The following is a 22,474-nucleotide window of genomic DNA, read 5'->3' as shown; positions in this document are numbered from 1 at the left end:
ATTCATGACAGTGGATCAGGCCACAGGCGCCGGAGGCGGCTCGTCCGGCAGCGTCGGTTCGCCTGGTTCGGTCGGTTGTTCGTTGGGAGTATCGGGATCGGGCTGGCCGGGCACGCCGCCGGACAGGCTCAAAGACGGATTCGCCAGTAACGACCAGGCCAGAACGCCTATCTGATTGGGCTCAAGCCTTGCCAGTTCAGCGCTGATTCGCGGGTCGATCTTCATAGGGCACTCCTCAGTGAAGGCCCGAATCTGTGTGTAACAAAAACGGGCAGTACACCCCATAGAGTGTCTGCCCGCCAAAGAATTCCCGACATCCGTCGGATGGTCGATCAGGTACGCGGCAAGGTCACGCCACGCTGGCCCTGGTACTTGCCGCCACGATCCTTGTAGGAAACTTCACATTCTTCATCGGATTCGAGGAAGAGCATCTGCGCCACACCTTCGTTGGCGTAGATTTTCGCCGGCAGGTTGGTGGTATTGGAGAATTCCAGGGTCACATGACCTTCCCACTCAGGCTCGAGCGGAGTGACGTTGACGATGATGCCGCAGCGCGCGTAGGTGCTTTTACCCAGGCAGATGGTCAGCACGTTGCGCGGAATGCGGAAGTATTCGACGGTGCTGGCCAGGGCGAAGGAGTTCGGCGGAATGATGCAGACGTCGCTGTGGATGTCGACGAAGCTGCCGGCGTCGAAGTTCTTCGGGTCAACAATGGCCGAGTTGATGTTGGTGAACACCTTGAAGTGGTTGGTGCAACGCACGTCGTAGCCGTAGCTCGACACGCCGTAGGAAATCACCCGGCTGTCGTCGCTGCCGCGCATCTGGCGCTCGACGAACGGTTCGATCATGCCGTGTTCCTGCGCCATGCGGCGAATCCACTTGTCCGATTTGATGCTCATGGCGGGTTTGTCCTGAATAGCGAGGTGGAAAAATTCTGTCCGGCATCTTACCGGGCGCGTCGTCTCGTTCAAAGTGCGCAACGCAATTCTCGGCGAACACCCCGTATTTACGCGATGTGGCGACGAACCGTCGCACCGCCGATCCCTAAAACACAGAATCCTTTGCAAGAAACATTGGCACGTTCCGGAAAAAGGGTTAAGGTGGCGTCACTGTGTTGCTTGTGTCACTGAGAATCTCTACACGATATGTTGAATTTCGATCCAACCATCTACAAGAATTTTTCCTGCTCTTTGCACTCAGTCTCGGCCAGGGTTCTTCCTGAGTCGCAGTTATCTTTGTTCAAGGAGTTACACCATGTCTAATCGCCAAACCGGTACCGTTAAGTGGTTCAACGATGAAAAAGGCTTCGGCTTCATCACTCCACAATCCGGTGACGACCTGTTCGTTCACTTCAAAGCTATCCAATCCGACGGCTTCAAAAGCCTGAAAGAAGGCCAACAGGTTTCTTTCATCGCTACCCGCGGTCAGAAAGGCATGCAAGCTGAAGAAGTACAAGTTATCTAACTTGTAGCTTCTTTAGAAAAGAGCCCCGCCCTTAAAAGCGGGGCTTTTTTGTGGGCGCCTGTTTTGCGCTGGCAAAAAAAATCGCGACCCTTGAGGCCGCGATTTTTTTGTTTCTGCCCTTACCAGGCGACGCCAAACCCTGCGGTATAACGGGTCTTGTTCAGATCCGCATCGTTGGTGCCACTGATGATGTCGCGCTCGGCCTTGAGGTTGAGCGAGGCCCAGTCGGTGACCTTGTAGCGCAGGCCCAGCTCGGCATCCAGTGCGTAATCGGCAACACCCGACAGCGGCTTGCCGACTTCGCCATTGGTGAAGAACTCGACCTTCTTGCCGATCAGGTAGCGGTTGTAGTCCCACTTCATCGCGACGGAGTAGAAGTTGTCCTTGCTGCCATCGCGGTATTCATAGTCGGTGCGGTTGAGCAACGAGCCCAGCGAGAACGCACCCAGTTCATCGTCCCAGAACTGGTAACCCGGACCGGTACCGACCACACGCTGACGCGCCAGCTCTTCGATGTGATCACGCTTGTAGTTGATGCGCCCTTGCCAGAACCACTGATCGGTAAGGAAGCGGTCGAGGGAGTATTCGGCGCGCCAGTTGTTGGTGGTGGTTTCCGCATCCTGGACTTCGCGGTTGTACTCGCCCTCGCCGGTATGGCGCCAGCGACCATGGCGAGCCGAAGTCTTGAAGGCGACGTCGTAATCGTCGGTGTCCTTTTCGGCGCGCTGATAGTCCAGCGCCAGATCGACGTTACCCTTCCATACCAGGTCGGTGACGATCGGCTTGGGCTTGAGAATCTGCTGAATGCTCGCCAGCTCGACCGTCTTCGGCGCCTCGCCGTTGGCCAGGGTGACCTTGCCATCGTCGGCCGCGGTGAGCGACTTCGACACTTCGCCGGCATAGGCGTCCTGCTTCACCAACAGATGCTGATCGCTGTCGAGGGTCTTGACCTCTTTCCAGTCAATCGCCACTGCGCCGGCGTATTTGGTCTGGATCAGCAGCTTGCCGCCATCGAATACCGTGATAGTGCCACTCAGCTTGTCGCCGTTTTTCAACCAGACGGTGTCGGCAAGCAGGGGCGTGGACGCGCTGAAAACAGCAAGGCACAACAGGGTTCTGGGGAACATAAGCAGATCGGGGGCTCAGAGTTGGCGAAAAGGGTCGGCATTATCCGTAGGATTTTGCCCATGACAAGGACTGACCGGACTATTTCAATTGAGTTCATTTCTCAACCGCGCCACGAGCGATTACCCTTGTCGCCATCATCACGCCAATGCTCAGGAGCCGCGTACGTGAAAGACCCGCTCGACAGCGTCGAAAACGATGCGCAAATCCGACGCACGGCACTCTACTCGACGCTCGCGCAAGTGCCCGAAGGCAAAGTCGTCAGTTATGGCCAGTTGGCCGAACTTGCGGGGCTGGGCCGCGCCGCGCGCTGGGTCGGGCGGACTTTGAGCCAGTTGCCCGGCGACACCAGGCTGCCTTGGCACCGCGTGCTCGGCGCCGGCGGGCGCATCAGCCTGCCGGTCGGCAGCCCCTCCGGTGATGAACAACGTGCGCGATTGCGCATGGAAGGCATCACCATCCAGAACAATCGTGTGGATATTCGGCGCCATGGCTGGCGTCCGGTAGAGCACAGCGGTTAGAGTGCGCGCTTTGTTTTCGCAATTTTGAGGCAGACTTCAGCCCATGCCCCGTAAAACCTGGCGCGCCGCGCTCGCCGCCTATGCCAGTCCTTCGACGCTCGTGCTGTTGTTGCTCGGTTTTGCCGCCGGCCTGCCGTACATGCTGGTGTTCTCGACGCTCTCCGTATGGCTGCGTGAAGCAGGCGTGGCCCGTGAAACCATTGGCTATGCCAGCCTGATCGGCCTGGCGTACGCGTTCAAATGGGTCTGGTCGCCGCTGCTCGATCAATGGCGCCTGCCCTTGCTGGGCAAACTCGGCCGCCGCCGTTCCTGGCTGGTGCTCTCCCAGGCACTGGTGATTCTCGGGCTGATCGGCATGGGTTTCTGTGATCCGCAGAAGCATTTGTCCTGGCTGATCGCCATTGCTGTCGTGGTTGCCTTCGCCTCCGCCACGCAAGATATCGCGGTCGACGCCTATCGCCTGGAAATCGCCGATGACAGCCGCCAGGCCGCCCTCGCCGCCAGCTACATGTCCGGTTACCGCGTTGCCGCCCTGCTCGCCACCGCCGGTGCGCTGTTCTTCGCCGAAGGTTTCGGCTCCACCGGCTTCAACTATAAGCACGCAGCTTGGACCGGCACCTATGTGCTGTTCGGCGCATTGATGGTGCCTGCGCTGCTGACCACGCTGTTCATGCGTGAACCACCCGTACCGCTGCGCACGCAGTTGCAGGCCGGGCGCTACACGTTCATGCATCAATTGATGTCGGTGTTCGTGCTGATCGTTTTGCTGGTTTCCGTACCGGCAATGTTCACCCAGCTGTACAACACCGATTTCGCCGGCGTGCTGTTCGGTGACATGAGCCCGCTGGACCTGCTGCTTGAAGACCGCGCCTTTCTGCGCGCCATCCTCTACATATTGCTCACCGGTTTGTGTCTGTCGGCCATGGGCCGGCGCGGACTGGCTCCGGTACTGACGCCGATCAATGACTTCATCCTGCGTTATCGCTGGCAGGCGCTGTTGCTGCTGGGCCTGATCGCCACTTACCGGATGTCCGACACGGTAATGGGCGTGATGGCCAACGTGTTCTACATCGACCAGGGTTTCACCAAGGATCAGATCGCCAGTGTCAGCAAGATTTTCGGCCTGATCATGACCCTCGTCGGCGCCGGCATGGGCGGCCTGTTGATCGTGCGTTTCGGCATTCTGCCGATCCTGTTTATCGGTGGTGTGTCTTCGGCGGCGACCAACCTGCTGTTCGTCATGCTCGCGGACATGGGCCCGAACCTGCAGATGCTGGTGGTGACCATTTCCCTCGACAACTTCAGCTCGGGCCTGGCGACATCGGCGTTCGTTGCCTACCTGTCGAGCCTGACCAACCTGAAGTTTTCCGCTACGCAATATGCCCTGCTCAGCTCGATCATGTTGCTGCTGCCGCGCCTGATGGGCGGCTATTCCGGCGTGCTGGTCGAGAAGTTCGGTTATCACAGCTTCTTCCTCATTACCGCCCTGCTCGGCGTACCGACGCTGCTACTGATCGCGCTGCACTGGTTCCAGGAGCGCCGCCGCGAAGGACAAACACCGACGCCCGAGCCTGCACCGACGCCCGTCACCGAAGAATCGTAGGACGCTTCGCCAATGGCGGGAGTAATCCCGCCGCTGGCGCCTTCCGCCGGCCACACTTCTGTACGTCAGCAAAACTCGCCGGTACACTGCTCCGTCATTTCCAGTCATAGCAACCGACAACGGCCAACCATGCGCACCAGTCAATTTTTGCTCGCCACACAGAAAGAAACGCCTTCCGACGCGGTCGTGATCAGCCACCAGCTGATGCTGCGCGCCGGCATGATCCGCAAGCTTGCCTCGGGCCTGTACACCTGGCTGCCGATGGGCCTGCGAGTCATGCGCAAGGTAGAAGCCATCGTTCGCGAAGAGATGAACGCTGCCGGTTCTCTGGAAGTGTTGATGCCGAGCACCCAACCGGCCGAGCTGTGGCAGGAATCGGGGCGCTGGGAAGAATACGGCCCTGAGCTGCTGCGCATCAAAGACCGCCATGGTCGTGATTTCTGCGCGGGCCCGACCCACGAAGAAGTGATCACCGATCTGATGCGCAACGAGTTGAGCAGCTACAAACAGCTGCCAATCAACCTGTATCAGATCCAGACTAAATTCCGTGACGAAATCCGCCCACGCTTCGGTTTGATGCGCGGCCGCGAATTCATTATGAAGGACGCCTACTCCTTCCACGCTGATCAGGCGTCGCTGCAGGTCACCTACGACCGCATGCATGAAGCCTACTGCAACATCTTCACGCGTCTGGGCCTGAAATTCCGCCCGGTAGAAGCCGACAACGGTTCGATCGGTGGTGCCGGTTCCCACGAATTCCACGTGCTGGCCGAGTCCGGCGAAGACGATATCGTCTTCAGCAACGGCTCCGACTACGCGGCGAACATCGAAAAAGCCGAAGCGGTGCCACGGGAAACCTCGCGCCCTGCGCCAACCGAAGAACTGCGTCTGGTCGACACGCCGGACACGAAAACCATCGCCGCCCTGGTGGAAAAATTCAATCTGCCGATTGAAAAGACCATCAAGACCCTGATCGTGCACGCCGAAGAAGAAGGCAAGCTGATCGCGCTGGTGATTCGTGGCGACCACGAACTGAACGAGATCAAGGCTGCCAACCAGCCTGGCGTGGCCAGCCCGCTGGTGATGGCCTCCGATGCCGAACTGCGTGACGCGATTGGCGCCGGCGCCGGCTCGCTCGGCCCGCTGAACCTGCCGCTGCCGATCATCATCGACCGCTCGGTCGCGATGATGAGCGACTTCGGCATTGGCGCGAACATCGATGACAAGCACTACTTCGGCGTGAACTGGGAGCGTGATCTGCCGGTTCCGACCGTTGCCGACCTGCGCAACGTCGTCGCCGGCGACCCAAGCCCGGACGGCAAAGGCACGCTGGAAATCAAGCGCGGCATCGAAGTCGGCCACATCTTCCAGCTGGGCAACAAGTACAGCAAGGCGATGAAGTGCGAAGTGCTGGGTGAAAACGGCAAGCCAGTGACCCTGGAAATGGGCTGCTACGGCATTGGCGTTTCCCGCGTGGTCGCCGCTGCCATCGAGCAGAACAACGACGCCAACGGCATTATCTGGAGCGACACCCTGGCGCCATTCCAGATCGCGCTGGTACCGCTGCGCTATGAAACCGAACAGGTGCGCGAAGCCACCGACAAGCTCTATGCCGAACTGACGGCGGCCGGCTTCGAAGTGCTGCTGGACGATCGCGACAAGAAAACCAGCCCGGGCATCAAGTTCGCGGACATGGAGCTGATCGGCATTCCACACCGGATCGTGGTCAGCGACCGCGGCCTCGCCGAAGGCAACCTGGAATACAAGAGTCGTTCCGAAGCAGAGGCGCAAGCACTGCCGGTGGCCGATGTTGTGTCCTTCCTTCAGGCCCGTATCCGCCGCTGAAACCAGATAGAGACGTCATGTTCAAGCGAAACACCTTAGGCCTCGGTGGCGCCGCCCTGTGCGGCGCCCTGCTGGTCAGCGGCTGCGCCAATCACATGTCGCAACGCAGCGAGCACGAAGAGCGGGTCGAGCGAAAGTTGCTCGATCACAGCCTGCAGATCGATGTCGGCGAGCCCAAGGTGCTCGAGCTGCCGCAGCGACGCGTGAAGATCAACGAGCAGAAGACTTTCGAAGTCACCGAGTTCGAGGTCACCCGTCGTTACGACCGCTACACGCCTTACCAACCCTGGCGCGAAGTCTACGAGATTCCGCTGGGCGCGGTGGCCGTGGTCGGTGGTGTCGGTGCCAACGTGGTCAACGTGTTTGCCCTCGGTAACCTGCCGGATAGCGTCACCCGGGATTGGCTGAGCTACGGTTTCGCCGGGCTCAACCCGTTCATGAACGTGCAGTCCAATGGTCGCGCGCAGCAAAACCTCGCGGGCATCGATGAAGTCCAGCGCGACAAGCGCACGGAGTATTCGAGCCTGCCGTGGAGCGAACGACCGGTGCAGGTCAAGGCCGGCAAGCAGACATTCGACATGACCACTGATCGCAACGGTGTGCTGCGCTTGAATCTGCTCGATAGCCCTTTCGCCGAACATGACCTCAACCATGTCGGCCGCTTGCAGATCAGTGTCGAAGACGCCAAGGACGATGTGCATTCCGACTCGACCCTGATGCTCAGCGGCCACCTGCGCGGCAAGTTGATTGAGGCGCACGGGCTGATTTATGACGATCTGGAAGATGACGAGGTGAGCCAGTGGGTGCACCGGGTCAAACGCCTGTCGGAGCTGGGTCTGGAAGAAGAAGCCAGTGAGCTGGAACAGAGCCTGATCGAACTGACGCGCAATGATCCTGAGTTGCAGACTGAGTTTCTCAAGTCTCTGGCCAAGGATGCAGGGCGCCTGGTTGCAGATCCGGGACCGAATTAAAAGCTAAAGGCATCGCGGGCAAGCCCGCTCCCACAGGGTTTATGGGTGTTCACACAATATGTGTTTCACCATCGATCAGTGTGGGAGCGGGCTTGCCCGCGATGATTATCTGAATACGCCGCAAATCTACCGCTCAAACAACTCCATCTGCTCAAACCCGCCGCGCAAATCCTCCAGCCTCACTCCCACCCCCAACAGCCGCACCGGCTTGCCGCCGCGATTGAACGCCTGCGTCAGCATCAACTGATAACTGCCCAGGTCCCGCCCTGCCCCAGCCTGCTCCAGCGTGGTCTGGGTGAAATCATGAAATTTGACTTTGACGAACGGCTTGCCCGGTCGATAACTGCTGTCGATCCGCGCCATGCGGGTTTTCAGGGTATCGAGCAGCTCGGGCAATTTGTCCAGGCAGCTGCGCAAGTCCGGCAGATCAACGTCGTAGGTGTTTTCCACGCTGATCGACTGACGGCGGCTGTCGTTGTGCACCAGACGGTCATCGATCCCACGCGCCAGATTCCACAAGCGCTCGCCGAAACTGCCGAATTCGCGCACCAGCGCCAGCCTGCCCCACTCGCGCAGATGCTGGCAGTCAACGATGCCGAGCTTGCCGAGCTTGTCGGCGGTGACCTTGCCGACGCCGTGCAGCTTGCTCACCGGCAGACCACTGACGAACTCCTCGACCTGATCCGGGGTGATCACGAACAAACCGTTGGGTTTTTTCCAGTCGCTGGCGATCTTCGCCAGAAATTTGTTTGGCGCAACGCCTGCGGAAACGGTGATGTGCAATTGGTTGGAGACCCGGCGGCGAATGTCTTGGGCGATGCGCGTGGCGCTGCCGCCGAAATGCGCGCTGTCGGACACATCCAGATAGGCCTCGTCCAGCGACAGCGGCTCGATCAGGTCGGTGTAGTCGGCGAAGATCGTATGAATTTCCTTCGACGCTTCCCGATAAGCGTCCATGCGCGGCTTGACGATGGTCAGGTCCGGACACAGCTTTAATGCATGCCCGGAAGCCATGGCCGAGCGCACACCATAGGCGCGCGCTTCATAGTTGCAGGTGGCGATCACCCCGCGTCGATCCGCTGAACCACCCACCGCCAGTGGCTTGCCGGCCAGACGCGGGTCATCGCGCATCTCGATGGCGGCATAGAAACAGTCACAGTCGACGTGGATGATTTTTCGCTGGGTCATGTCGGAAAAAGACAACGTGGCAAGCCGGAGCGGCAGTATCTCATTGGTACCTGTATATAGCACCAGTGGTTGAATGTTCTTTTCCGACCGTAGGAGATTTCCGATGAATTTATTTTTTCAATCAAAGATCCGCGCGCAATAGAGCTGAAAGCCTTGCGCCACTTGCCCTGCGCGCCGGCCTCCCGCCGCGAAAATACGCTAAGCGCTTGAACCTCAACAGATTTATCCGGATCTACGGTTGACACGCTCGCGAACCTCTGTAGAATGCCGCCACACAGACGCGGGATGGAGCAGTCTGGTAGCTCGTCGGGCTCATAACCCGAAGGTCGTCGGTTCAAATCCGGCTCCCGCAACCAAACATCAGAAAAGGCTACTCGAAAGAGTGGCCTTTTTTGTGCGCGTCTGTTTTGCAAACGCGCGCCCTGCTCAATCGCCAGCGAAACGGCAATTTGTTGCATTTCCGAAACTTACGCATTACCTGCGACCGTTCGCCGCGATTTCGCAGTTATTTGGCCCATTCCAGGATTAGCGGTTGACACCTCGTCGTTCGCCTGTAGAATGCCGCCACACAGACGCGGGATGGAGCAGTCTGGTAGCTCGTCGGGCTCATAACCCGAAGGTCGTCGGTTCAAATCCGGCTCCCGCAACCAAACATCAAAAAAGGCTACTCGAAAGAGTGGCCTTTTTTGTATCTGTTGAAAAAGTCCTTTCGCAACAATGATCTGTCACTGTGCAGTGAACCGCTGGGGATCATCAGAACCACTGACTTGCGACTATGCTTGAGTCGCAGACAGGGTTTCTGCAATCCAGGAACTGCCCTCGCCGATGCCCGACGAGAGGCGTAGTATTTTGTGATTATTTTTTTCTACAGGGATTGGTAACTTGGCTGGATACCTCCATCCTGTCGCGCACAATCCAAGAGGTGATTGATGCGCGCCAACTCGTCTGATCCACAAGACACCGTTACAGCAGAACAACCGATCAAACCCGAGCGTTTGCGCTGGCTGGATCGATTAAGCAAATACCGTCAGCCGATCGGTCTGGCCGTCACGTTGCTGCTGTTTGCCATTGCCCTGATTGCCTGCCGCCATCTGCTCGCCGAGCTCGATCTCTATGCGTTGCATGACTCGATTCTCGATGTGCCGAAACCGGCCCTGCTCGGCGCCATCGGTGCGACCGTGGTCGGTTTCATCATTCTGCTCGGCTATGAATGGTCGGCCAGCCGCTACGCTGGCGTGAAACTGCCGCCGCGCACGCTCGCGCTCGGCGGCTTCACCGCATTTGCGATTGGCAATGCGATCGGCCTGTCGCTGCTGTCCGGCGGCTCGGTTCGTTATCGTTTATATGCGCGACTGGGCGTCGGTGCGTCGGAAGTTGCGCACATGACGCTATTTGCCAGCCTCTCGCTGGGCTGCGCCTTGCCGCCACTGGCAGCGCTGGCCACCCTGAGCAACCTGCCCGCCGCCTCGCAAGCGCTGGGGCTGTCCGAAATCTTGCTGGGCTCGGTTGCCGCTGCCATATTGATCCTTGGTACGGTGCTGGCGATCGGCATCTATCGTCGTCGCCTGCCGGAACAACCCTACCCCGACAATCTGCTGGTCCGTGCCGGGCGGCGCACCCTGCGCCTGCCGGGTCGTCGTCTGACCTTTCTGCAACTGGTGATCACCGCCCTCGATGTCGCGGCTGCCGCCACCGTTCTCTACTTGTTGCTGCCGGAAGCGCCGCCGTTTGCGCCGTTCCTGCTGGTGTATCTGCTGGCCCTGGCCGCCGGTGTGCTCAGTCATGTACCTGGCGGCGTCGGTGTGTTCGAAGCGATTCTGCTCGCCGCGTTTGCCGACAAGCTTGGCGCCGCGCCGCTGGCCGCTGCACTGCTGCTGTATCGCCTGATCTACGTGGTGCTGCCGCTGCTGGTCGCTTGCGTATTGCTGCTGATCAACGAAGGCCAGCGCCTGTTTCAATCCCAGACCATGCGCGCGGCGTCCGGTCTGGCCGCGCCGGTTCTGGCGGTGCTGGTGTTCCTGTCTGGCGTGGTGCTGCTGTTTTCCGGCGCGACCCCGGAAATCGATACCCGCCTGGAGCACATCGGTTTTCTGATCCCGCATCGTCTGGTCGACGCCTCGCACTTCGGCGCCAGCCTGATCGGCGTCCTCTGTCTGTTGCTCGCACAAGGTCTGCGCCGACGCCTGTCGGCGGCGTGGATGCTGACCACCATCCTGCTGCTGGTCGGCGCCCTGCTCTCACTGCTCAAAGGCTTCGACTGGGAAGAAGCCACGCTGATGACGTTGACGGCCGCGCTGCTCGGCGTGTTCCGCCGCTCCTTCTACCGTCCGAGCCGTTTGACCGAACTGCCGTTTTCGCCGCTGTATCTGGTCGCCAGTCTCTGCGTGCTGGGCGCTTCGGCCTGGTTGCTGCTGTTCGCCTATCAGGACGTACCCTACAGCCATCAACTGTGGTGGCAGTTCACCCTCGATGCTGACGCGCCGCGCGGTCTGCGCTCGCTGCTCGGCGCGGCGGTGTTGCTGGTGATCATCTCGCTGACCTGGCTGCTGCGCACGGCGCGCCCGGTGATTCATTTGCCGACGCCGGAGGAACTGGATCGCGCGGCGAAAATCCTCATGGCCTCGTCGCAACCCGACGGCGGCCTCGCGCTGACCGGTGACAAGGCGTTGCTGTTTCACCCCAACGATGAGGCGTTCCTGATGTACGCCCGCCGTGGCCGCAGTCTGGTGGCGCTGTACGACCCGATCGGGCCGAGCCAGCAACGCGCGGAAATGATCTGGCAGTTCCGCGATCTCTGCGACATCCATCACACCCGCCCCGTGTTCTATCAGGTGCGCGCGGAGAATCTGCCGTACTACATGGACATCGGCCTGACAGCGATCAAGCTCGGCGAAGAAGCCAGGGTCGATCTGCAACGCTTCGACCTGGAAGCCAAGGGCAAGGAGATGAAGGATCTGCGCTACACCTGGAACCGTGGCACTCGCGATGGTCTGTCGCTGGAAATCCATGAGCCGGGCCAGGCGCCGATGGACGAGCTGAAAGTGATTTCCGATGCCTGGCTGACCGGCAAGAACGTGCGCGAGAAAGGCTTCTCCCTCGGCCGTTTCAGCGACGATTACCTAAAGCATTTCCGCATTGCGGTGATTCGCTTCGAAGGCCGCCCGGTAGCATTCGCCAATCTGCTCGAGACCTACAGCCACGACCTGGCCAGTCTCGACCTGATGCGCGCGCACCCGGAAGCGCCGAAGCTGACCATGGAATTCATGATGGTCGGCCTGATTCAACACTATAAGAGTCACGGATACGCGCGCTTCAGCCTGGGCATGGTGCCGTTGTCGGGGCTGCAACCCCGGCGCGGCGCACCGCTGACCCAGCGCCTGGGTTCGATGGTTTTCCGCCGTGGTGAGCAGCTGTACAACTTCCAAGGCTTGCGCCGCTTCAAAGACAAGTTCCAGCCCGACTGGGAACCCCGTTATATGGCCGTGCCCGCCGGACTCGATCCGCTCGTGGCGCTGGCCGATACTGCTGCCCTGATCGCGGGCGGCTTGACTGGATTGGTGAAACGCTGATGATTCAACGCTCCCTGAAGTACATCCTGGCCGCCCTGCTGGTGCTGGCCGTGATTGCCGGCGGCGGTTACTGGTACCTCAAACGCCCGGCACCGGAACCGACCGTCGAACAGCTCAAACCCGCCGATGGCACGGTCATGACCCGCGTGATCCCCGGCAACAAGCCGAAGGCTCAGGTGCTGGTGGCCGTCACCGACGAACAGAAGCTTTCCGAGAAACAACTGACCACCCTCAGCCGCAGCGCTTCGGCGCAGATCGTTCAGGTGATTCTGCCCAAGGACTGCCTGCTGCAAAGCCGCGCCCTGCAATCGGGCCTGCGCGAACTGAATGGCCCGGCCACTCTGGTCAGCGGCATCGGCCCAGGCGCTGTGCTGGCGTGGCGCTGGCTGGCGGAACAGAAAGACGACAAGGCCCAGGCCGTCTCCGTCGATCTGGCCCTGGAAAAACCCGGCTGCACTCACCTGCTGCCGAAATCCGCCGCCCACGGCCACTGGCTGGTGGCGTGGAACGACAACCCGGACGACGCCAGCGCGGGCTTCGTGCGCGATCAGCCGAACGCCGAAACCAGCATCAGCGACTACGACATCAATCTGCCGCAAGTGCTGAACAACGAACTGCGCAAAATCCTCGTCGGCGGCGACAAGGCCAACGGCGGCCTGGCGATCCCGGTCGTGGAAGTGCCGGCCGGTCAGGCCAACGACACCGTGACCCTGTTCCTCTCCGGCGATGGCGGCTGGCGCGACCTCGACCGTGACGTGGCGGGCGAAATGGCCAAGATCGGCTACCCGGTCGTCGGCATCGACACCCTGCGCTACTACTGGCAGCACAAGAGCCCGGAGCAAAGCGCACTCGACCTCACCGAACTGATGCAGCACTACCGGCAGAAATGGGGCACCAAGCGCTTCATCCTCACCGGCTATTCGTTCGGCGCTGACGTCCTGCCGGCGATCTACAACCGCCTGCCAGAGAACGAACAGCAACGCGTCGACGCGATCATCCTGCTCGCCTTCGCCCGCACCGGCAGCTTCGAAATCGAAGTCGAAGGCTGGCTGGGCAACGCCGGCAAAGAAGCCGCGACCGGCCCGGAAATGGCCAAGCTGCCAGCGGCCAAGGTTGTGTGCATCTATGGCGAAGAAGAGACGGATGAAAGTGGCTGCACCGACAAGACTGCTGTCGGCGAAGCGGTGAAACTGCCCGGCGGGCATCACTTCGATGAGAACTATCCAGCGCTGGCCAAGCGTTTGGTGGACTTGATTCAGAAGCGCCAGAGCAAGGACTCGGTCGCCGAAGAGTGATCTGAAGCGCATCCACAAAAAGCCCCCGCAACTTCACGGTTGCGGGGGCTTTTACATCCCAACAGCCACCAAAATCCCTGTGAGAGCGAGCCTGCTCGCGAAAGCGGTGGGTCAGTTTACAGATTCGGCGACTGACACTACGCCTTCGCGAGCAGGCTCGCTCCCACAGGGGAATTGCGCTGGATTCAGCGGTTTTGTGGCAAGGCTCGTAAATTTCTTGACTCTTCAGGAAACTAAAATCACCAAATGTCCACATTCCATAAAACGTGGACACCTGCTTAATTGGCATTATCGAATCGTCAACTCCACACTCATTCATCTACCGAACAAATACCCACAAAATCGCCAGCAACGTTTAGTTTCGTTTACTTCCGGTCTCGCAATATCAGATGACGCCCACAGACCTTGTAGGCAAACTCCGAAACTCTTGTTGGGGCGCTTTGCCGCTCTATTGCGCTGTTTTTCGACGGGATACTCTCAGGACGTCGCTGACCCATTCAGCGATCGGGCTTGGTAACCCGGTGGAATAAGGCGCAACAGCGCACCCGACACGACTCAGGCGAAATCCCGTCCGAGCCCCTGTGTTATGGCAGCTGTGTGTGGGACGCTTTCGAGCGTGCCGGTTTCCTTGGTTCCCCGGTTTACCAACCTGCGCACAGCTGCCACCCATTCGCTTGGTATCGGATGCGGCAGCTCTCGAAATCAAGGGAACTGACAATGAGCAATCCATCTGATCTTAAAACCATCGGCTTCACCCCTTTCCTCTACAACTCGGATCAAGCGTTCTTCAATGTCCGCTCCGGCGTCCCGATCATCAATGCCTTGTCCCAATCCTCCGACCTGCTGTCCCTTGCCAAATCCTTCGCAGAAGACGCCGCCTTCATCAGAGACACCGACCGCCATGCCTGGGCTGCGCATTACCTGACGGTGATGGGCAAAGCCTTGGTTGATGACGTGATCCAAGCGCTGATCCCACGACCTGCGCGGACGAAGACTGAATCTGAAGCTGATCTGTCTGAACGCACCTCTTGATTCAACCCAATACCCTGTGGGAGCGAGCCTGCTCGCGAATGCGGTGGTTCAGCCACCACATGCTTCGACTGACACTACGCCTTCGCGAGCAGGCTCGCTCCCACAGGGAATCAGCGGTGGTTTGAGGGATTGGGCACAGGCACAAAAAAGCCCCCGCCAACCACAAGGCTGACAGGGGCTTTTCAGTTGAGGCCAGGCTTACATCTCCACCTGCGTCCCCAACTCAATCACTCGGTTCAGCGGCAGATTAAAGAACCGCAAATTGCCATTGGCATTCTTCAACATGAACGCAAACAGCGCCTCACGCCAACGGGCCATACCTTCCAGTTTCGAGGCAATCACCGTCTCACGGCTGAGGAAGTAGGTCGTGCGCATCGGGCTGAAGTCCAGATCATCCAGATGACACAGCTTCAGCGCTTGCGGCACGTCTGGCTCGTCGGTGAAACCGAAGTGCAGGATCACCCGGAAGAAGCCTTCGCCGTGCGCTTCGACCTCGAAGCGCCGCGATGGCGGTACGCGCGGGATGTCTTCGTAGACCACCGTCAGCAACACCACTTGCTCATGCAACACCTGGTTATGCAGCAGATTGTGCAACAACGCGTGCGGTACGGCGTCGGAGCGTGCGGTGAGGAACACCGCGGTGCCTTGCACCCGATGCGGCGGTTGCACGCGGATGCTGCTGATGAAGATCGGCAGCGGCAGCGCGCCTTCGTCGAGGCGTTCGACCAGCAGCTGTTTGCCGCGCTTCCAGGTGGTCATCAGCACGAACAGCGCGATACCGGCGATCACCGGGAAAGCGCCGCCCTGGACGATCTTCGGTACGTTGGCAGCGAAATACAGACCATCCACCAACAGGAAGCCGATCAACACCGGCACCGCAAGGATCGGTGGCCATTTCCACAGCAGCAGCATGACCGCCGACACCAGAATGGTGGTCATCAGCATAGTGCCGGTCACTGCGACGCCGTAGGCCGAGGCCAGTGCACCGGAGGATTCGAAGCCCAGCACCAACAGCACCACGCCGACCATCAGCGCCCAGTTCACCGCGCCGATGTAGATCTGGCCTTGTTCGTCGCTGGAGGTGTGCTGGATGTACATGCGCGGGATGTAACCGAGCTGGATCGCCTGACGGGTCAGGGAGAACGCACCGGAAATCACGGCTTGCGAAGCGATCACCGTGGCCAGGGTCGACAGGCCGACCAGCGGAATCAGCGCCCAGCTCGGCGCCAGCAGATAGAACGGGTTGCGCGCGGCTTCCGGGTTTTCCAGCAGCAACGCGCCCTGGCCAAAGTAATTCAGCACCAGCGCCGGCAGCACCAGCAGAAACCAGGCGCGGGCGATCGGCTTGCGACCGAAGTGGCCCATGTCAGCGTATAGCGCTTCCGCGCCGGTCAGCGCCAGCACCACGGCGCCGAGAATTGCGACGCCCATGCCCGGGTGCACGACGAAAAAATTCACCGCCCACATCGGGTTCAGCGCGTGCAGCACTTCCGGGGTGTGGCTGATGCCGTACACACCGAGGGCGCCGAGGACGAGGAACCAGGTGACCATAATCGGCCCGAACAGAATGCCGATCCGCGCGGTACCGTGGCGCTGGATCAGAAACAAGGCGACCAGCACCACCAGCGACAGCGGCACCACCCAGTGATCAATGCCGTCAAACGCCAGGCCAAGGCCTTCGATCGCCGACAGCACCGAAATGGCCGGGGTGATCATGCTGTCGCCATAGAACAGCGCCGCGCCGATCAGCCCGCACACCACCAACAGCGTGCGCAGGCGCTTGCGCCCCGCCGCTGCGCGCCGTGCCAGTGCGGTCAGCGCCATGATGCCGCCCTCGCCCTGGTTGTCGGCGCGCAGGACGAACATCATGTACTTGATCGAGACCACCCAGATCAGCGACCAGAAGATCAACGACAGAATGCCCAGCACGCCGTCGTGATTGACCGGCACGCCGTAACCGCCGGAAAACACTTCCTTGAGGGTGTACAACGGGCTCGTACCGATGTCGCCATAAACCACCCCGACCGCCGCGACCAGCATGCTCAGCGGTCTGCTTGCCGAACCCTCGGCGCCCGCCGCATGACTACTTGCCTGACCCATCCAACACTCCTGATCTCGATACCGGCTTCTTTGAAGGAAGCACTATGCTTTGAGTTGCAGCATGCGCTGTTTTACCTGTTGTTACAGACCAATGATTGACTGCAAGAAATCGGTAAAGCTCAACGGCGCGAAGCATAGCGCAGCACTCGTCGTATTTCCCCGTATAAAGCTGGTCAAGTGCGTTGCCCGCCGCTAGAATTGCGCACTTTTTGATCAGAGGCGCGCCCTAAGCGCCCATCCGTCGGCTTGCGCACCAAGCAAGCGACGTCACAAAACACCGAGGTTAGACATGTCCACCACTCCTGCGCCGGCCAATCCAAAGGTTGGCTTTGTATCTCTGGGTTGCCCGAAAGCACTGGTCGACTCCGAGCGCATCCTGACCCAGCTGCGCATGGAAGGCTATGACGTGGTGTCCACCTATCAGGACGCCGACGTCGTGGTGGTCAACACCTGCGGTTTCATCGATTCGGCCAAGGCTGAGTCGCTGGAAGTGATCGGCGAAGCGATCAAGGAAAACGGCAAGGTCATCGTTACCGGCTGCATGGGCGTGGAAGAAGGCAACATCCGCAACGTGCACCCGAGCGTGCTGGCCGTGACCGGTCCGCAGCAGTACGAGCAAGTGGTCAACGCCGTGCACGAAGTGGTGCCGCCGCGTCAGGATCACAACCCGCTGATCGACCTGGTGCCGCCGCAAGGCATCAAACTGACCCCGCGCCACTACGCGTACCTGAAGATTTCCGAAGGCTGCAACCACAGCTGCTCGTTCTGCATCATCCCGTCGATGCGCGGCAAACTGGTCAGCCGTCCGGTTGGTGATGTGCTCGACGAGGCGCAGCGCCTGGTCAAATCCGGAGTCAAAGAGCTGCTGGTGATCTCGCAAGACACCAGCGCCTACGGCGTCGACGTGAAATACCGCACCGGTTTCTGGAACGGCGCGCCGGTGAAAACCCGCATGACCGAACTGTGCGAAGCGCTGAGCACGCTGGGCGTCTGGGTCCGCCTGCACTACGTTTATCCGTACCCGCACGTCGACGAGCTGATCCCGCTGATGGCCGCCGGCAAGATCCTGCCGTACCTGGATATCCCGTTCCAGCACGCCAGCCCGAAAGTACTGAAGTCGATGAAACGTCCGGCGTTCGAAGACAAGACCCTGGCGCGCATCAAGAACTGGCGCGAAATCTGCCCGGACCTGATCATCCGTTCGACCTTCATCGTCGGCTTCCCGGGCGAAACCGAAGAAGACTTCCAGTACCTGCTCAACTGGCTGACCGAAGCCCAGCTCGACCGCGTCGGCTGCTTCCAGTACTCGCCGGTGGATGGCGCACCGGCCAACGATCTGGATCTGGAAGTGGTCCCGGACGACGTCAAGCAAGACCGTTGGGAACGCTTCATGGCGCACCAGCAGGCGATCAGCTCGGCACGTCTGCAGATGCGCATTGGTCGTGAGATTGAAGTGCTGGTGGATGAGGTGGACGAGCAAGGCGCGGTCGGCCGTTGCTTCTTCGACGCCCCGGAAATCGATGGCAACGTGTTTATTGATAACGGCAGCAACCTGAAGCCGGGCGACAAGGTCTGGTGCAAGGTGACTGACGCTGACGAATATGATCTGTGGGCTGAGCAGATCTGATCTGAAGATCAAAAGCCCCTCACCCCAGCCCTCTCCCAGAGGGAGAGGGAGCTGACCGTGTTGTTCTTTCTAGGTACATCGACCTGAGCTATCCGGTCGAACTCAGGTTTGAAAAGCACGAAGTTCAGCTCCCTTCCCCCTCGCCCCCTCTGGGGGAGAGGGTTGGGGTGAGGGGGAGAGATCTTGCTGGCGACAGAAATAGCCAGCCAGACACCGCAACAAATCCAAAAAGCCCCGCTCTTTTCCGAGATACGGGGCTTTTTTGCGGCTATCGTTTAGCGGGGGACGGACTCCCTTGAACCGCACAAGAGGCACACGCACATGCGTCAGCATTCGGTCATCCACACACCGAAACTCAGCGATTACCAGGAACTGACCCGGGTCTGGGAGGCCTCGGTTCGCGCGACACATGATTTTCTGCCGGACAGCTATATCGAGCTGCTGCGCAATCTGGTGCTCACCCGCTATCTCGACGCGGTAATGCTGATCTGCACCAAGGACCGCCAGCAGCGCATCACCGGGTTTGCCGGTGTCGCGGCGGGCAAGATTGAAATGCTGTTCATCGATCCCGACCATCGTGGTCAGGGACTGGGCAAGCAGTTGCTGCGCTATGCGATCGAACGGCTCAACGCCGATGAACTCGACGTCAACGAACAAAATCCGCAAGCCTTGGGTTTTTACGAGAAACAGGGCTTCGAGGTGATCGGCCGCTCCGAGGTCGACGGCATGGGCCAGCCGTATCCGTTGCTGCATATGCGCTTGCGGCAGTCCCAGCAGCGCGCGAACCATGCCTGACACAACCTGGAACCCTGTGGGAGCTGGCTTGCCAGCGATGCAGACGCCGCGGTGTACGAGAAATACCGAGTTGATACCATCGCAGGCAAGCCAGCTCCCATAGGGAATACCAACACCCTGCAAATGGAACCGGGCTTAACCGCTTCCACACAGGTACAATGCCCACCCCTTTTTTGTTACGGCCCCGTCATGACTGACCCGATTCGCCTCTCCAAACGCCTCATCGAACTGGTCGGTTGCTCCCGCCGGGAGGCCGAGCTGTTCATCGAGGGCGGCTGGGTCACCGTGGACGGCGAAGTCATCGATGAGCCGCAATTCAAGGTCGGCGAGCAAAAGGTCGAGCTCGACAAGGACGCCAAGGCCACCGCGCCGGAGCCGGTGACCATCCTGCTTAACGCGCCCGCCGGCATGGATGTCGACAGCGCCATGCAATCGCTCAGCGCCGAAACCCTCAGCGAAGAGCATCGCTACGGCAAGCGTCCGTTGCGCGGGCATTTCCTGCGCCTGACCGCCAGCGCCGACCTGCAGCCCAAGGCCAGCGGCCTGCTGGTGTTCACCCAGGACTGGAAAATCCTGCGCAAACTCACCGCCGACGCGGCGAAGATCGAGCAGGAATACATCGTCGAAGTCGAAGGTGAGATGGCTGCCCACGGCCTCAACCGCCTGCAACATGGCCTGACGCACAAGGGCAAGGAGCTGCCGCCGGTCAAGGCCAGCTGGCAGAACGAAAACCGCCTGCGCTTCGCCATGAAAAACCCGCAGCCGGGAATCATCGCGCAGTTCTGCGAAGCGGTCGGCCTGAAGGTCATCGGCATCCGCCGCATCCGCATCGGCGGCGTGTCGATCGGCAAGGTCCCGGTTGGCCAATGGCGCTACCTGTCCGGCAAAGAGAAGTTCTAGAACTTCCACTGCCGCCACACATTCCGGCAGCGCCCGCGAGCGCTGCCCACAACGCATCAGGAATACCGACATGGTTCATAACGACGTACTGCGCAGCGTGCGCTACATGCTCGACATCAGCGACAAGAAAGTTGTCGAGATCATCAAACTGGGCGGCATGGACGTCACGCTCGCCGATGTCATCACCTGGCTCGACAAGAAAGAAGAAGACGAAGAAGGCTTCGTACGCTGCCCGGACGAAGTCATCGCGCACTTCCTCGACGGCCTGGTGATCTTCAAACGCGGCAAGGACGAAAGCCGTCCGCCGCAGCCGATCGAAGTGCCGGTGACCAACAACATCATCCTGAAAAAACTGCGTGTGGCCTTCGAACTGAAAGAAGACGACATGCACGCGATCCTCAAGGCCGCCGAGTTTCCGGTATCCAAGCCTGAACTGAGCGCGCTGTTCCGCAAGGTCGGCCACACCAACTATCGGCCGTGTGGCGATCAGTTGCTGCGTAACTTCCTCAAGGGTCTGACCCTGCGCGTTCGCCCGGCCTGATGCCCTTCTGCGGTGGCGACTGATGGTCGCCACCGCAGCGCATGACCGTTCATTCCCTTCGAAAATAGTGGCTCCGTTTTTTGCGGCTGGCGACTAGGGTGTATTGACCCCTAGCCCTCAGGATTCGCCATGCACCCGTACTTTTCCCTGCAAGGCCGCACCGCTCTGGTGACCGGCGGCACCCGTGGTATCGGCAAAATGATCGCCAAGGCCTTTGTCGAGGCTGGCGCCCGAGTGTTCGTCTGCTCCCGCGACGCCGAAGCCTGTCATCAAACGGCGCAAGAACTCAGTGCCTTCGGCACTTGCCACGGCGTGGCGGCGAATCTGGCCACTGAAGAAGGCGTGCAGGAACTGGCCGCGCGCCTGGGTGAGCAGATCACTCATCTGGACATTCTGGTGAACAATGCCGGCACCACGTGGGGCGCGCCGCTGGAGAGCTATCCGGTCAAGGGCTGGGAAAAGGTCATGCAGCTCAACGTGACGTCGGTGTTCAGTTGCATCCAGCAGTTTCTGCCATTACTGCGCAAGGCTGGTTCGGCGGCGAATCCGGCGCGGATCATCAATATCGGTTCGGTGGCGGGGATTTCTTCGTTTGGCGAGCAGGCGTATGCCTATGGGCCGAGCAAGGCCGCCCTGCATCAGTTGTCGCGCATTCTCGCCCGGGAACTGGTGAGCCAGCACATCAACGTCAACGTGATTGCGCCGGGTCGCTTTCCGAGCAAGATGACCCAGCATATTGGTAATGATGAGCAGGCGTTGGCTGAGGACACCGCGCTGATTCCGATGAAGCGCTGGGGGCGTGAGGAAGAGATGGCGGCGCTGGCGATCAGCCTGGCGAGTACGGCGGGGGCTTATATGACCGGGAACATCATTCCTCTTGATGGTGGGTTCAGTCTGTAGGTCGGCGGTGCGGCATTCGCGAGCAGGCTCGCTCCCACAGGGATTTCGTACACAACGCAACTCCATTGTGGGAGCGAGCCTGCTCGCGAAGAGGCCAGCCCTGTCACCACCAGACTTGAAGCGGGCCGGGTTATCATGCCCCCCCTGCCCCGCTTCGAATGCAAACCATGACTTACAGCGTCTCCCCCATCGGCTTCGTGCGCTCCTGCTTCAAGGAGAAGTTCGCCATCCCCCGCCAGCCACAACTGGCCCCGGCCGCCCGTGGCGTGCTGGAACTGGTCGCGCCGTTCGACCAGGGTGACGCCGTGCAGGGGCTGGAGCAGGTCAGCCATGTGTGGCTGTTGTTTCTGTTCCACCAAGCCCTGGAAGACAAACCGCGACTGAAAGTGCGCCCGCCACGCCTGGGCGGCAACAAGTCGATGGGCGTGTTCGCCACCCGCGCCACGCACCGGCCGAACGGCATTGGCCAGTCGGTGGTGAAGCTGGACAGGGTCGAAGGTAATCGGCTGTTTATCTCCGGGATCGATCTGCTCGACGGCACGCCGGTGCTGGATATCAAACCGTATGTGCCGTATGCCGACATCATCCCTGGGGCAACCAATGACATCGCCAGCGCGGCGCCGCAGTTGATCGACGTCCAGTGGGTGGAGTCAGCCTTGAAACAAGCGCACACCCACGCTCAGCGGCTTGAAGAGCCATTGGTTGAGTTGATCGAGCAGTGCCTGGCGCAGGATCCGCGTCCGGCGTATCAGACACCGGCGCCGGAACGTGAATATGGTGCGCAGTTCTGGGATCTGGACGTGCGCTGGCATTACCCGACGCCCGAACAGATCCGCGTGCTGGAAGTCATCCCGGCCAAGGCATAAAACCCGCAAACGAAAAAGCCCGCGCTGCCTTCTCAGGCAACGCGGGCTTTTACTGTCACACCCAAAAACCAACTGTGGGAGCGAGCCTGCTCGCGAAGGCGTCGTGTCAGTCAACATCAATCTTAATGACAG

General features: G+C 60.1%; 19 protein-coding genes and 2 tRNA genes. 16 read left to right on the top strand and 5 right to left on the bottom strand.

What is annotated here, in order from left to right:
• Positions 1 to 15: 15 nt before the first annotated feature.
• Both AB4N41_RS14735 and dcd read right to left on the bottom strand, forming a co-directional pair.
• Positions 16 to 225, bottom strand: a complete 210-nt coding sequence (locus AB4N41_RS14735; RefSeq protein ID WP_016771389.1) for a hypothetical protein — start codon at positions 223 to 225, stop codon at positions 16 to 18.
• A 107-nt stretch (positions 226 to 332) separates the two neighbouring features.
• Positions 333 to 899 carry a dCTP deaminase gene (gene dcd, locus AB4N41_RS14730; protein WP_007940589.1) on the bottom strand — a complete coding sequence of 189 codons (567 nt, stop codon included), beginning with the start codon at positions 897 to 899 and terminating at the stop codon, positions 333 to 335.
• A gap of 355 nt (positions 900 to 1,254) precedes the next feature.
• Between dcd and AB4N41_RS14725 the strand changes: the two genes are divergently transcribed.
• Positions 1,255 to 1,464, top strand: a complete 210-nt coding sequence (locus tag AB4N41_RS14725) for a cold-shock protein (RefSeq protein ID WP_002554837.1) — start codon at positions 1,255 to 1,257, stop codon at positions 1,462 to 1,464.
• A 119-nt stretch (positions 1,465 to 1,583) separates the two neighbouring features.
• Here AB4N41_RS14725 and AB4N41_RS14720 read toward each other — a convergent pair whose 3' ends face one another.
• On the bottom strand, positions 1,584 to 2,591 hold the full coding sequence (locus AB4N41_RS14720) for a DUF481 domain-containing protein (protein ID WP_024011896.1): 1,008 nt from the start codon (positions 2,589 to 2,591) through the stop codon (positions 1,584 to 1,586).
• Between the two features lie 165 nt (positions 2,592 to 2,756).
• Between AB4N41_RS14720 and AB4N41_RS14715 the strand changes: the two genes are divergently transcribed.
• From AB4N41_RS14715 to AB4N41_RS14700, 4 genes are all read left to right on the top strand, one after another.
• Positions 2,757 to 3,110: an MGMT family protein gene (locus AB4N41_RS14715; RefSeq protein ID WP_083352143.1), complete on the top strand. Its 354-nt coding sequence runs from the start codon at positions 2,757 to 2,759 to the stop codon at positions 3,108 to 3,110.
• Positions 3,111 to 3,153: 43 nt separating this feature from the next.
• Positions 3,154 to 4,713: an AmpG family muropeptide MFS transporter gene (locus AB4N41_RS14710; protein WP_076566230.1), complete on the top strand. Its 1,560-nt coding sequence runs from the start codon at positions 3,154 to 3,156 to the stop codon at positions 4,711 to 4,713.
• A gap of 129 nt (positions 4,714 to 4,842) precedes the next feature.
• On the top strand, positions 4,843 to 6,558 hold the full coding sequence (locus AB4N41_RS14705; RefSeq protein ID WP_041478071.1) for a proline--tRNA ligase: 1,716 nt from the start codon (positions 4,843 to 4,845) through the stop codon (positions 6,556 to 6,558).
• A 17-nt stretch (positions 6,559 to 6,575) separates the two neighbouring features.
• Positions 6,576 to 7,529 (top strand): hypothetical protein, encoded by a 954-nt coding sequence (locus AB4N41_RS14700; protein ID WP_041478072.1) that lies wholly within the window; start codon positions 6,576 to 6,578, stop codon positions 7,527 to 7,529.
• A gap of 126 nt (positions 7,530 to 7,655) precedes the next feature.
• Here the strand turns inward: AB4N41_RS14700 and dinB are convergent, their stop codons facing one another.
• Entirely contained in the window at positions 7,656 to 8,717 is a 1,062-nt protein-coding gene (dinB, locus tag AB4N41_RS14695; protein WP_252877596.1) for a DNA polymerase IV, read from the bottom strand.
• A 279-nt stretch (positions 8,718 to 8,996) separates the two neighbouring features.
• Here dinB and AB4N41_RS14690 point away from each other — a divergent pair.
• From AB4N41_RS14690 to AB4N41_RS14670, 5 genes are all read left to right on the top strand, one after another.
• Positions 8,997 to 9,073: transfer RNA gene (locus AB4N41_RS14690), tRNA-Met, on the top strand.
• Positions 9,074 to 9,290: 217 nt separating this feature from the next.
• Positions 9,291 to 9,367: transfer RNA gene (locus AB4N41_RS14685), tRNA-Met, on the top strand.
• Between the two features lie 279 nt (positions 9,368 to 9,646).
• Positions 9,647 to 12,286: a bifunctional lysylphosphatidylglycerol flippase/synthetase MprF gene (gene mprF / locus AB4N41_RS14680; protein ID WP_252877595.1), complete on the top strand. Its 2,640-nt coding sequence runs from the start codon at positions 9,647 to 9,649 to the stop codon at positions 12,284 to 12,286.
• Entirely contained in the window at positions 12,286 to 13,581 is a 1,296-nt protein-coding gene (locus tag AB4N41_RS14675; protein WP_252877594.1) for a virulence factor family protein, read from the top strand. Before mprF ends, AB4N41_RS14675 begins: the two co-directional genes overlap by 1 nt.
• Positions 13,582 to 14,298: 717 nt before the next feature.
• Positions 14,299 to 14,613, top strand: coding sequence for a DUF3077 domain-containing protein (locus tag AB4N41_RS14670; protein ID WP_252877593.1), 315 nt, complete (start codon positions 14,299 to 14,301; stop codon positions 14,611 to 14,613).
• A gap of 198 nt (positions 14,614 to 14,811) precedes the next feature.
• Here the strand turns inward: AB4N41_RS14670 and AB4N41_RS14665 are convergent, their stop codons facing one another.
• Complete coding sequence (locus AB4N41_RS14665; protein ID WP_370695135.1) at positions 14,812 to 16,653, bottom strand: potassium transporter Kup; 1,842 nt, start codon at positions 16,651 to 16,653, stop codon at positions 14,812 to 14,814.
• Between the two features lie 349 nt (positions 16,654 to 17,002).
• Here AB4N41_RS14665 and rimO point away from each other — a divergent pair, with 349 nt between their 5' ends.
• The 6 genes from rimO (at position 17,003) to tsaA (ending at position 22,342) form a co-directional block, all read left to right on the top strand.
• Positions 17,003 to 18,340: a 30S ribosomal protein S12 methylthiotransferase RimO gene (gene rimO / locus AB4N41_RS14660; protein ID WP_041478077.1), complete on the top strand. Its 1,338-nt coding sequence runs from the start codon at positions 17,003 to 17,005 to the stop codon at positions 18,338 to 18,340.
• 321 nt (positions 18,341 to 18,661) lie between these two features.
• Positions 18,662 to 19,135, top strand: coding sequence for an acetyltransferase (locus AB4N41_RS14655; protein ID WP_252877592.1), 474 nt, complete (start codon positions 18,662 to 18,664; stop codon positions 19,133 to 19,135).
• 189 nt (positions 19,136 to 19,324) lie between these two features.
• On the top strand, positions 19,325 to 20,035 hold the full coding sequence (locus AB4N41_RS14650; RefSeq protein WP_056783317.1) for an rRNA pseudouridine synthase: 711 nt from the start codon (positions 19,325 to 19,327) through the stop codon (positions 20,033 to 20,035).
• A 70-nt stretch (positions 20,036 to 20,105) separates the two neighbouring features.
• Positions 20,106 to 20,576, top strand: coding sequence for a YehS family protein (locus tag AB4N41_RS14645; protein WP_056783315.1), 471 nt, complete (start codon positions 20,106 to 20,108; stop codon positions 20,574 to 20,576).
• 129 nt (positions 20,577 to 20,705) lie between these two features.
• Positions 20,706 to 21,476, top strand: a complete 771-nt coding sequence (locus AB4N41_RS14640; RefSeq protein ID WP_236168037.1) for an SDR family oxidoreductase — start codon at positions 20,706 to 20,708, stop codon at positions 21,474 to 21,476.
• A gap of 167 nt (positions 21,477 to 21,643) precedes the next feature.
• Complete coding sequence (tsaA, locus tag AB4N41_RS14635) at positions 21,644 to 22,342, top strand: tRNA (N6-threonylcarbamoyladenosine(37)-N6)-methyltransferase TrmO (RefSeq protein ID WP_252877591.1); 699 nt, start codon at positions 21,644 to 21,646, stop codon at positions 22,340 to 22,342.
• The last annotated feature ends 132 nt before the right edge of the window (positions 22,343 to 22,474 follow it).

Source organism: Pseudomonas sp. S2_A10 (genome assembly GCF_054668465.1).
The sequence above is the reverse complement of the archived record's forward strand: the minus strand, read 5'-3'. Positions and strand labels throughout refer to the sequence as shown.

Coding starts and splice junctions, on each gene's coding strand:
- AB4N41_RS14725 (WP_002554837.1), top strand. CDS start 1,255: ATGTCTAATCGCCAAACCGGTACCGTTAAGTGGTTCAACGATGAAAAA.
- tsaA (WP_252877591.1), top strand. CDS start 21,644: ATGACTTACAGCGTCTCCCCCATCGGCTTCGTGCGCTCCTGCTTCAAG.
- dinB (WP_252877596.1), bottom strand. CDS start 8,717: ATGACCCAGCGAAAAATCATCCACGTCGACTGTGACTGTTTCTATGCC.
- AB4N41_RS14710 (WP_076566230.1), top strand. CDS start 3,154: ATGCCCCGTAAAACCTGGCGCGCCGCGCTCGCCGCCTATGCCAGTCCT.
- dcd (WP_007940589.1), bottom strand. CDS start 899: ATGAGCATCAAATCGGACAAGTGGATTCGCCGCATGGCGCAGGAACAC.
- rimO (WP_041478077.1), top strand. CDS start 17,003: ATGTCCACCACTCCTGCGCCGGCCAATCCAAAGGTTGGCTTTGTATCT.
- AB4N41_RS14675 (WP_252877594.1), top strand. CDS start 12,286: ATGATTCAACGCTCCCTGAAGTACATCCTGGCCGCCCTGCTGGTGCTG.
- AB4N41_RS14645 (WP_056783315.1), top strand. CDS start 20,106: ATGGTTCATAACGACGTACTGCGCAGCGTGCGCTACATGCTCGACATC.
- AB4N41_RS14705 (WP_041478071.1), top strand. CDS start 4,843: ATGCGCACCAGTCAATTTTTGCTCGCCACACAGAAAGAAACGCCTTCC.
- AB4N41_RS14655 (WP_252877592.1), top strand. CDS start 18,662: ATGCGTCAGCATTCGGTCATCCACACACCGAAACTCAGCGATTACCAG.
- AB4N41_RS14735 (WP_016771389.1), bottom strand. CDS start 225: ATGAAGATCGACCCGCGAATCAGCGCTGAACTGGCAAGGCTTGAGCCC.
- AB4N41_RS14670 (WP_252877593.1), top strand. CDS start 14,299: ATGAGCAATCCATCTGATCTTAAAACCATCGGCTTCACCCCTTTCCTC.
- AB4N41_RS14700 (WP_041478072.1), top strand. CDS start 6,576: ATGTTCAAGCGAAACACCTTAGGCCTCGGTGGCGCCGCCCTGTGCGGC.
- AB4N41_RS14650 (WP_056783317.1), top strand. CDS start 19,325: ATGACTGACCCGATTCGCCTCTCCAAACGCCTCATCGAACTGGTCGGT.
- AB4N41_RS14640 (WP_236168037.1), top strand. CDS start 20,706: ATGCACCCGTACTTTTCCCTGCAAGGCCGCACCGCTCTGGTGACCGGC.
- AB4N41_RS14720 (WP_024011896.1), bottom strand. CDS start 2,591: ATGTTCCCCAGAACCCTGTTGTGCCTTGCTGTTTTCAGCGCGTCCACG.
- AB4N41_RS14665 (WP_370695135.1), bottom strand. CDS start 16,653: ATGCTGGTCGCGGCGGTCGGGGTGGTTTATGGCGACATCGGTACGAGC.
- mprF (WP_252877595.1), top strand. CDS start 9,647: ATGCGCGCCAACTCGTCTGATCCACAAGACACCGTTACAGCAGAACAA.